The following is a 5,643-nucleotide window of genomic DNA, read 5'->3' on the forward strand; positions in this document are numbered from 1 at the left end:
GGCATCCCCCTTCCATCGCACCTAAATCGAAACGTCAGTGCCGGCAAGAGACGCAACAATGCTTCAAGACGTTGAGCATCCGGACAGCGGGAAAAAATGAAAGCTGATTTCTACGAGACGCTGGGCGTCCAAAAAGGCGCCGACGAGAAGGAGCTCAAGAGCGCTTTCCGCAAGCTTGCCATGCAGTTCCATCCCGATCGCAACCCCGGCGATCATTCCTGCGAGCACAAGTTCAAGGAAATCAACGAAGCCTACGAGACGCTGAAAGACCCGCAGAAGCGCGCGGCCTACGACCGCTTTGGCCACGCCGCCTTCGAACAGGGCGGCATGAATGGCGGCGCGCAAGGTTTTGGCGCCGGCGGTTTCGCCGATATCTTCGAGGACATTTTCGGCGACATGATGGGCGGGCGCCAGCGCCGTTCGTCGGGCGGCCGCGAACGCGGCGCCGACCTGCGCTACAACATGGAAATCACCCTGGAAGAGGCTTTTGCCGGCAAGACCGCGCAGATCCGGGTGCCGGCGTCGATCTCCTGCTCTGAATGTTCGGGCAGCGGCGCCAAGCCCGGCACCCAGCCCGTCACCTGCTCGATGTGCAACGGCCACGGTAAGGTGCGCGCCACGCAAGGTTTCTTCTCGATCGAACGGACCTGCCCGCAATGCCAGGGCCGCGGCCAGACGATCAAGGATCCGTGCCCGAAATGCGCCGGCCAGGGCCGCGTCACCGAGGAGCGTTCGCTGTCGGTCAACATCCCGGCCGGCATCGAGGACGGCACCCGCATCCGCCTTGCCAATGAGGGCGAAGCCGGCCTGCGCGGCGGGCCATCGGGCGACCTCTATATTTTCCTGGCGGTCAAACCGCACGAGTTCTTCCAACGCGACGGCGCCGACCTGTATTGCAAGGTGCCGATCTCGATGACGACGGCAGCCCTTGGCGGCTCCTTCGAGGTGACGACGCTGGACGGCACGCAGACAAAGGTCAAGGTGACCGAGGGCACGCAGAACGGGCGCCAGTTCCGTCTCAAGGGCAAGGGCATGCCTGTGCTGCGTCAGCCCAATGTCGGCGACCTCTACATCCAGACCGCGGTCGAGACGCCGCAGAACCTGACCCGCCGCCAGCGTGAGCTGCTGGAGGAGTTCGAACAGCTCTCCTCGCAGGACAATTCGCCCCAATCGAGCGGCTTTTTTGCCCGCATGAAGGATTTTTTCGAGTCCTTCGGCGAACGTTGATGCACTTTGGCCAGCCTAAGCCGATTTGCAACGCGTAAATCCTTGAATCGCGTCACCCCTTGAGACGCGACGAAAATTATCTTATCCACGACATGCGTCCGGCCGCGCCTTGCCTAGCACCGCTCAGGTGCTAAGTAACTTTGCGGGGAGCGCTGAGGAGAGCTTGCATGACACGTGGCCCTGGACTGCGGAAGGCGCTTGTCGAAAAGTTCGACGACGAACTCAAATTCTTCAAGGGCTGGATCGACAAGCCGAAGGCGGTTGGTTCGATCGTGCCCACCAGTTCGGTCACCGCGCGCAAAATGGCCTCGATCGTCAATCCTAAATCCGGCCTGCCGGTGCTTGAGGTCGGCCCCGGTACCGGCGTCATCACCCGCGCCATCCTCGCTCAGGGCGTGCGGCCCGAAAACCTCTACGCGGTCGAGTATTCCGCGGATTTCGTCCGTCATCTGCGGCGGCTCTATCCCGGCGTCAACGTCATCGAGGGCGATGCCTTCAATCTCAACGCCACGCTTGGCGACAAGAGCGGGATGATCTTCGATTCCGTCGTTTCCGGCGTGCCGCTGCTCAACTTCCCAGTCGCCCAGCGCATTGCCTATATCGAGAGCCTGCTCGACCGCATCCCGGCCGGAGGGCCGATCGTGCAGCTGACCTACGGCCCGATGTCGCCGATTCCGGCCGGCCGTGGCAATTATACGGTCAAGCATTTCGATTTCATCCTTCGCAACATCCCGCCGACCCAGCTGTGGATCTACCGCCGCGAAGCGCATTAATTTGTCGGCGCGGGGTTGTTCGCGGATCGCCAGTGCTCACCGCATACCTTGGCAATGGCGGGAACGTCCCTCGCTTCGTCATCCACGGGCGGAGCAAGGAGCGTAGCGACGCAGCGCAGACCCGAGGATCCATGCCGCGACTTCCGAGCGCCGCTACGGCGCAGAATTCTGTTCCGCTGCACTCCTGGATAGCTGTCACGGAATGGATTCCAGGGTCTCCACGACGGAGCTTCGCTCCTGCTTCGCCCAGGGATGACGAAGTTGGCGTTGATTTGCTCGGTCCTTGGCTGTACCTGTCCGGGAACAAGGGTGGCCAATGGCAGTGATCCCGAAAATCCTCGTCTTCGCCGGCTCGGTGCGCAGCGGCGCCTATAGCGGCAGGACGGCCGACGTGGCGCAGAAGGAACTTGCCATGCAAGGCGCCGAGGTGACCCGCATCTCGCTCGCCGACTATCCCTTGCCGATCCTGGACGAGGATCTGGAAAAGGAAAAGGGTGTTCCCGAAAACGCCCAGAAACTCGGCCGTCTGGTGATCGCCCATGACGGGCTGCTGATCGCCACGCCCGAATATAACGGCTCCATTCCGCCGCTGCTCAAGAACACGATCGACTGGGTGAGCCGGGTGCGCAGGGATGGCGGGCGGCCGGTGAGGCCACTTGCCGGCAAGGTCGTTGGCCTCTGTTCGTCCTCCAGCGGGCACTTTGCCGGCATCCGCTGCATCAACCATCTGCGCGCCGTGTTGGTACGTTGCCGGATGGAGGTGGTGACGCCGGAATGCTCGGTGCCCGAGGGTGGCAGCGCCTTCGACGAGGACGGCAATTTCCGTGACGAAAGACTGTACACATCGATGGAGCATCTATGCCGCACGCTGATCGAAACCTCGCGCATGCTGTCCACCCGGATAGAGACATGATTGCCAGCACCTTGCAGGCCCAATCCATGCAGGAAAGGCTGATCGTCGGCCTCGACGTGCCGACAGTGAGAGAAGCCGAGCAGGCGGTGCGCGAACTCGACGGCGTCGTCTCCTTCTACAAGATCGGCTACCAGCTTGCCTTCGCCGGCGGGCTCGATTTCGCCAGGGAACTGGCCAGCGGCGGCACCAAGGTCTTCCTCGACATGAAGCTGCTCGACATCGACCACACGGTGGCCAAGGGCGTCGAGAACATCGTCAAGATGGGTATGACCATGCTGACCATCCACGCCTACCCGAAGGCTATGCAGGCCGCCGTAGAGGCGGCCAGAGGCAGCGACCTTTGCCTGCTTGCCGTCAGCGTGCTGACCTCGATGGACGAGCAGGACATGATCGATGTCGGTTACGAGTACGACCCGCATACGCTGGTGCTCAGGCGCTCGGAACAGGCGCTGCATGCCGGCATGGGCGGCATCGTCTGCTCGGCCGCGGAGGCCGAGGCGGTGCGCCGCATCGTCGGACCCGACATGGCGGTGGTGACGCCCGGCATCCGGCCGGCGGGCAGCGATCATGGCGACCAGAAGCGCGTGGTGACGCCGGGCCAAGCGATCCGCAACGGCGCCAGCCACCTCGTCGTCGGCCGTCCGATCGTGGCGGCGGCCAACAAACGGGAAGCGGCCGAAGCCATCCTCGACGAGATGCGCTCGGCCTGAGATTTCCAAGAACAAGTTCGGAGACCAAGAAGATGCCCAAGGGATACTGGATCGCCCGTGTCGATGTGCGCGACGCGGAAGGCTACAAGGACTATGTCGCCGCCGCCAAGCCTGCCTTTGAGCGCTTCGGTGCGAAATTCCTGGCGCGCGGCGGTGAGCATGAAAAGGCCGAAGGACCCGGCCGCGCACGCAATGTCATCATCGAGTTCGAATCGCTCGCTGCGGCGCATGATTGCTACCACTCGCCGGAATACCAGCGCGCCGTCGCCATCCGCCAGAAGGTCGCCGACGGCGAGATCGTCCTGGTCGAGGGCGCCTGAGGTCCTTGCAAGCATAGTTCCGAAGAAAGTCATTCCGGTTTCACCGGAGATCATGCTCAAAATCGGATAAAGCCTGGCGGCGTTTGAAGCCCCGCAGGCCCATTTACATCTCTTTGCTCCGGCGATTTCACGGTCATCTGCCTGGCGCAGTTGCCGGGTGCGGAGCCGTGCCGACGAGCGGTCATTCAACGCGGGTCGGATTGCCGGTTGACATGCAGGTATTTACCTGCATATTGTGCCTACAACAAGGTGAGGCAGATGGACGCCGACAAGGTTTTCAAAGCGCTGGGCGATCCGACACGCAGAAGGCTGCTCGACCTTCTGTGCGAGCAGAACGGGCAGACGCTCGGTCAGCTTTGCGAAAACCTGGACATGGCCAGGCAATCCGCCACCCAGCATCTCGACCTGCTGGAGGCGGCCAATCTGGTGAGCACGGTCAAGCGCGGCCGCGAAAAGCTGCATTTCATCAATCCCGTGCCGCTGCACGAAGTCTACGAGCGCTGGGTACGGAAATTCGAACGGCAGCGGCTCAGCCTGCTGCACGACCTGAAGCAAGAACTCGAAGGAGAAGACCGATGACCAGGGAAACGACCAGCTTTGTCTATGTGACCTATATCCGCTCGACGCCGCAGAAGGTGTTCGAGGCCATAATCAAGCCCGACATCGCGAAGCACTACTGGGGCCACGAGAACGTCTCCGAATGGACGCCGGGTTCGAAATGGGAACATATCCGCGCCAATGACGAACGGACCGTAGAGCTCGTCGGCAAGGTCGTCGAGATTTCGCCGCCGACCCGCCTTGTCATCACCTGGGCGAATGCTTCGCAGGCCGACGATCCGTCGAAAACCAGCCAGGTGACGTTCGCCATCGAGGAATACGACACCATGGTGCGACTGACCGTCAGCCATGACGAACTCGAAGCCGGCAGCGGCATGGCGAAAGGCGTCAGCCAAGGCTGGCCGGCGGTGCTGTCGAGCCTGAAATCCTTCCTCGAAACCGGCAGAGGCATCGACATTTTCGCCAAGCCGAAATCGGCCTGATGCTGCGACCTCAAGCAGAATCAGGCCCGTGGAGAATGACAATGACCAAGCGTTATACCGGCGGCTGCGCATGCGGCGCGATCCGCTACGAAACCAATGACGAGCCGATCTTCCAGAACCACTGCCAGTGCAGCGATTGCCAGAAGCGCTCAGGCACCGGCCACGGATCCTACCTGACCTTCGGCCAACGTGCCGATATGGCCATCACCGGGGAGGTGAGCACCTGGCGCGTGGGGGGCGCCAGCGGCAACGAAAAAATCCACACCTTCTGTCCAACCTGCGGAACGCCGGTCTTTCTGATACCCGTCGCCATGCCCGAGCTGATAGTGGTCCACGCGGCCAGCCTCGACGATCCCGAACAGTTCAGCCCGCAGATGGTGACCTACACGAGCCACGGCCATGCCTGGGACAAGATGGATCCGTCCTTGCAGGCGGTCGAGCGAATGCCGTAGTGGAACGCGTCCGCCGGTCGGCCCGCGATCTGCCGTCGCGCCTTCAGGCGCGATGCTCTTGGTCGATCAGCCGGCTCGCCGCTGTCTTGGCCATGGCGTCGGCCAGCTCAAGACCCCATTGCTGGCGGCAATAGGCGCGAAAATCGAAGCAGGGCAGGCCGGGGCAGACCTCGAACTCGATGAGGTGAACGGTATCGTCGGCCTCGAC

At 62.3% G+C, this 5,643-nt stretch carries 8 protein-coding genes and 1 pseudogene; 8 read left to right on the forward strand and 1 reads right to left on the reverse strand.

Going from position 1 to position 5,643, the window contains the following annotated elements; genetic code table 11:
• Positions 1-96 precede the first annotated feature (96 nt).
• From dnaJ to EN750_RS16190, 8 genes are all read left to right on the forward strand, one after another.
• A complete protein-coding gene (gene dnaJ / locus EN750_RS16155) occupies positions 97-1,227 on the forward strand; it encodes a molecular chaperone DnaJ (RefSeq protein ID WP_013528587.1) in 1,131 nt (376 codons plus the stop codon).
• Positions 1,228-1,394: 167 nt separating this feature from the next.
• Entirely contained in the window at positions 1,395-2,000 is a 606-nt protein-coding gene (gene pmtA / locus EN750_RS16160) for a phospholipid N-methyltransferase PmtA (RefSeq protein ID WP_127397000.1), read from the forward strand.
• Between the two features lie 316 nt (positions 2,001-2,316).
• On the forward strand, positions 2,317-2,913 hold the full coding sequence (locus EN750_RS16165; protein WP_127397001.1) for an NADPH-dependent FMN reductase: 597 nt from the start codon (positions 2,317-2,319) through the stop codon (positions 2,911-2,913).
• Positions 2,910-3,623, forward strand: a complete 714-nt coding sequence (gene pyrF / locus EN750_RS16170; protein WP_164873741.1) for an orotidine-5'-phosphate decarboxylase — start codon at positions 2,910-2,912, stop codon at positions 3,621-3,623. Before EN750_RS16165 ends, pyrF begins: the two co-directional genes overlap by 4 nt.
• 32 nt (positions 3,624-3,655) lie before the next feature.
• Positions 3,656-3,943, forward strand: coding sequence for a DUF1330 domain-containing protein (locus EN750_RS16175; protein ID WP_023762651.1), 288 nt, complete (start codon positions 3,656-3,658; stop codon positions 3,941-3,943).
• A 258-nt stretch (positions 3,944-4,201) separates the two neighbouring features.
• Positions 4,202-4,522, forward strand: a complete 321-nt coding sequence (locus EN750_RS16180; protein ID WP_127397002.1) for a helix-turn-helix domain-containing protein — start codon at positions 4,202-4,204, stop codon at positions 4,520-4,522.
• Positions 4,519-4,983: an SRPBCC family protein gene (locus EN750_RS16185; RefSeq protein WP_127397003.1), complete on the forward strand. Its 465-nt coding sequence runs from the start codon at positions 4,519-4,521 to the stop codon at positions 4,981-4,983. The genes EN750_RS16180 and EN750_RS16185 overlap by 4 nt, the downstream gene beginning before the upstream one ends.
• A 41-nt stretch (positions 4,984-5,024) precedes the next feature.
• Positions 5,025-5,435: a GFA family protein gene (locus EN750_RS16190; protein WP_127397004.1), complete on the forward strand. Its 411-nt coding sequence runs from the start codon at positions 5,025-5,027 to the stop codon at positions 5,433-5,435.
• A 43-nt stretch (positions 5,436-5,478) separates the two neighbouring features.
• Here EN750_RS16190 and EN750_RS40775 read toward each other — a convergent pair.
• Positions 5,479-5,643 (reverse strand): annotated as a pseudogene (locus EN750_RS40775) (D-alanine:D-lactate ligase-like protein); the annotation flags it as partial.

It is taken from the genome of Mesorhizobium sp. M7A.F.Ca.ET.027.03.2.1 (genome assembly GCF_003999175.1).
Lineage (GTDB): Bacteria > Pseudomonadota > Alphaproteobacteria > Rhizobiales > Rhizobiaceae > Mesorhizobium.

Excerpts from the sequence above, each read along its gene's own strand:
- dnaJ (WP_013528587.1), top strand. The coding sequence starts at position 97 with ATGAAAGCTGATTTCTACGAGACGCTGGGCGTCCAAAAAGGCGCCGAC.
- pmtA (WP_127397000.1), top strand. The coding sequence starts at position 1,395 with ATGACACGTGGCCCTGGACTGCGGAAGGCGCTTGTCGAAAAGTTCGAC.
- EN750_RS16165 (WP_127397001.1), top strand. The coding sequence starts at position 2,317 with ATGGCAGTGATCCCGAAAATCCTCGTCTTCGCCGGCTCGGTGCGCAGC.
- pyrF (WP_164873741.1), top strand. The coding sequence starts at position 2,910 with ATGATTGCCAGCACCTTGCAGGCCCAATCCATGCAGGAAAGGCTGATC.
- EN750_RS16175 (WP_023762651.1), top strand. The coding sequence starts at position 3,656 with ATGCCCAAGGGATACTGGATCGCCCGTGTCGATGTGCGCGACGCGGAA.
- EN750_RS16180 (WP_127397002.1), top strand. The coding sequence starts at position 4,202 with ATGGACGCCGACAAGGTTTTCAAAGCGCTGGGCGATCCGACACGCAGA.
- EN750_RS16185 (WP_127397003.1), top strand. The coding sequence starts at position 4,519 with ATGACCAGGGAAACGACCAGCTTTGTCTATGTGACCTATATCCGCTCG.
- EN750_RS16190 (WP_127397004.1), top strand. The coding sequence starts at position 5,025 with ATGACCAAGCGTTATACCGGCGGCTGCGCATGCGGCGCGATCCGCTAC.